General features: G+C 41.6%; 3 protein-coding genes and 1 pseudogene. 1 reads left to right on the plus strand and 3 read right to left on the minus strand.

Features of this window, described 5'->3' with window-relative positions:
- Window positions 1-354: 354 nt before the first annotated feature.
- The gene (locus O9332_RS05965) at window positions 355-747 is read right to left on the minus strand and encodes a DUF4278 domain-containing protein (RefSeq protein WP_002756950.1); all 393 of its coding nucleotides are present in this window, start codon (window positions 745-747) and stop codon (window positions 355-357) included.
- A 154-nt stretch (window positions 748-901) separates the two neighbouring features.
- Window positions 902-1,303, minus strand: a complete 402-nt coding sequence (locus tag O9332_RS05970; protein ID WP_002756949.1) for an FHA domain-containing protein — start codon at window positions 1,301-1,303, stop codon at window positions 902-904.
- A 295-nt stretch (window positions 1,304-1,598) separates the two neighbouring features.
- Here O9332_RS05970 and O9332_RS05975 point away from each other — a divergent pair, with 295 nt between their 5' ends.
- Window positions 1,599-1,772 carry a hypothetical protein gene (locus O9332_RS05975; protein ID WP_167341553.1) on the plus strand — a complete coding sequence of 58 codons (174 nt, stop codon included), beginning with the start codon at window positions 1,599-1,601 and terminating at the stop codon, window positions 1,770-1,772.
- 63 nt (window positions 1,773-1,835) lie between these two features.
- Here O9332_RS05975 and O9332_RS05980 read toward each other — a convergent pair.
- Window positions 1,836-3,023 (minus strand): annotated as a pseudogene (locus O9332_RS05980) (RNA-guided endonuclease InsQ/TnpB family protein).
- Window positions 3,024-3,117: the final 94 nt, after the last annotated feature.

Here is a 3,117-nt window from a genome sequence, read left to right on the forward strand (position 1 = left end):
TTGTACCAGTTTATGTACTACGAGGAGAATAATGCAAGGTTTTTGAATGTCCCAATCCTATTTTCTTGCACTAACATCAGATTTTAACAGGTCAAAAGCCTTATTTTCAAAGGGTTTTACCATTATTCAGCAAGTCCTAAAATAGACCTCGACCTAATATAATTAAAAGCTTGTAAGCTCCTAACTAGGGTTGGCTGAAAAAATCTAAAAATCTTGTTGGATAATATCTTTAGGCTTTTTTAAAATCAAAAAGTGCCGGCCCAGGGAGTGAGCGGGGGGAAGATTTAGGCATTTTTGCGCCCAAAAATATTCCCCCCGGCAGAACCGAGGGGAAAGTGGAGAAAAACTGCTAATCTAGCAGTTTAAGGCTAAGTCTTGGGATTCTTTTTTCAAGAGATTAACGAGGGTTTCGTCACCATTCTCTTGAGCGATTTGTAAACGACGTTCCAGACGAAGACGAATATTGTTCAGATGGATGCTAGAAAGGGTTTCCTCTTGGACAACAACAGGGGGTTTGACAACAGGCAACGGACAAGTGCTTGGGATGACTTGTCCGGCAAGATGAGGACGGGTGCTGTAGGCAACTCCACGATACTGACGATGCAGTTTCGGTTCTAATTGGAGCATATGGCGAGGATAATGGTGATTCCAGTCTTGACCTCGGTATTTACCCCCGATATCTCCGGTCTTCATCTCCAAGGGGAGAGAATCCCTTTCGTACTTAACTCCTCGATAGGCTAACGTCATATCACCGACTCCCTGCAATGCTTTAAATTGACTTTAATCTCTCTTGTCGTCCCTATTTAGGGACAGCAAGCTAGAAGATTTTATTTCTTATTCTGTATCTATTTTTACATTTTGTTAGGGAAATTGAAAAAACTTTATAAAAATTTAATATTTTCTAGCTGGCGATAGTATCCTTTTCTGGCTGAGTTTGGTTGCCCACCAAAGGAGCCTCTAGGGATTTGAGGATTAATTTTGGTTGCTCGTCCTCATCAATGAGACGAATTTGAATTTGCGGGCCGGAGGCGGCTAAACGAACCACCATACCATCAACGACGACGGTTTTCTCGACCGGTTTGCCATTGAGAAACGTCCCATTTGCCCCTAAATTTTCCAATTCCCAATCATCGTGGTCATTATTATGGCGGATTTCTAAGTGCCGCCTCGAAACCACAGCACTATAGAGAACTACATGATTATCCAGCGCCCTGCCGATGAGAATGGTTGATTGATCATTGTCAAACTGCCAATGTTGTAGGGGCGTGGCCTGACTGGGGTGTAAAAGAGTTAAAGTGATCACGGTGACTATTGGCGGCAAGATAGAGGCGGTGGACAGGGTAAATTTTATTTGTTGTCAAGATTCGTCCTGGCCATTAAGTCTTCAGTCCTAGCAATGAATATCTCTAGTTAATTGACTCAGCCTTTTCTTTCCATTGTCTCATACTTTCCTCTTCCCTCGGAACCGACCTCCCCCAGAAAATCTAGCCGCTTCGCCCTAGTATTAATAAAACTGATGGGGTATGATTTCCACATTTTGAGCAATTTTTAACCTCTTCAGGGATAAGATAGTGCTGGTGTCACCTAAACATTGATCTATGAGCGGCTTTATTATCAAAATAATCTTGATATCGGCTTTGATTTCCCTGGGAATTAAATATCTTGCCCCTTTATTATCGATCGCTCCCAGTCCTCTTAACACTTTAATTCTGGTTTTTACTCCTTTTCTGCTCACGGTTTTTGCCCTCTGGAGACGGACAATAACTGATTAGGAATTTTTCTCCTTACTCATCTTGACATCCTCGCCGCCGTAAACGGACGGTGATTCCCAAACCTCACGATTTAGGTTTCTGCTTCTTTCCCTTGCGGGGTTCCGCACCTGCCGCCCCAGATTTACTCTGTTCTGGTCTTATGGTCGCTCTACAGACTGACACCGCAAGCCCTGCGGCCAAAATGTTTTTACTGGCGTTAATATCTCGGTCATGGTGTGTCCCACAGTCTGGACAATCCCATTCTCGAACATTTAACGGCATTTTCTCAGCAATATACCCGCAATTACTACACCTTTTAGAGCTAGGAAACCATCTATCTATTTCGATGTAATTTCTCCCATACCAACGGCATTTATAGGCTAATTGTCGGGTGATTTCACCCCAGCTTACATCAGATATTGCCTGAGATAATTTCGGGTTTTTGACCATATTCTTGACGGCTAAATTCTAAACCACAATCGTTTGGTTTTCCCTAAATAATTGAGTGGTTAGCTTATGTAAATGGTCTTTTCTGCTATCGGTGATTTGAGCGTTAATCTTGGCTACTATGATTCTTGCTTTTTCCCGATTTATTGACCCTTTCTCTTTTCTAGAAAGATATTTCGATGCTCTTCGCAGTCTCCGATAATGCTTGTTAAAATGCTTGGGATTAGACACTTTATCGCCATCGCTGGTAATTACTAGGCTACTAATTCCTAAGTCAATTCCAATGGCTTTATCTGTTACTGGTAATGGCTTAATTGTTGGGTCATCAAATCTTATTGAAATATGCCAGCGTCCAGAAGGATGTAATCTGACTGTTACTGTGCTTGGTTCACAGCTTTCTGGGATTTGTCTTGACCATCGAATCGCTAAGGGTTCCGTGCATTTGGCTAAATAGATTTGTTTGTCTTTAAATTTAAAGGCTGATTTGGTAAATTCGGCACTTCCTCCCTGATGTTTTTTCTTAAAGTTAGGATACTTAGTACGACCAGCAAAGAAGTTAGTAAAAGCTGTTTGTAAATGTCTTAACCCTTGTTGTAAGGGTACACAGCTTACTTCATTGAGAAAGTCTAATTCTTCTTGCTTTTTCCAATCGGTCAACATTGAAGAAGTTTGAGCGTAGCCTACTCTTTCTTGCTTTTCGTACCAAGCTTGTGTTCGTTCGTGGAGAGCTTTATTGTAAACCAATCTTACACATCCCAAAGTGCGCCGCAATAGCGACTCTTGTTCTGGTGTCGGGTAAAATCGGTAAGAATAGGCTTTTTCCATGTCTCATATTTTAGCATATATTTCGTAAATGTGCTAATATTTAACAGCAAAGCCAACCTAAAACGGCGGGGTTTCAGACCCAAATTTTCGATGA

Origin of the sequence: Microcystis sp. LE19-10.1B (assembly GCF_027530565.1) — a bacterium.
Lineage (GTDB): Bacteria > Cyanobacteriota > Cyanobacteriia > Cyanobacteriales > Microcystaceae > Microcystis > Microcystis aeruginosa.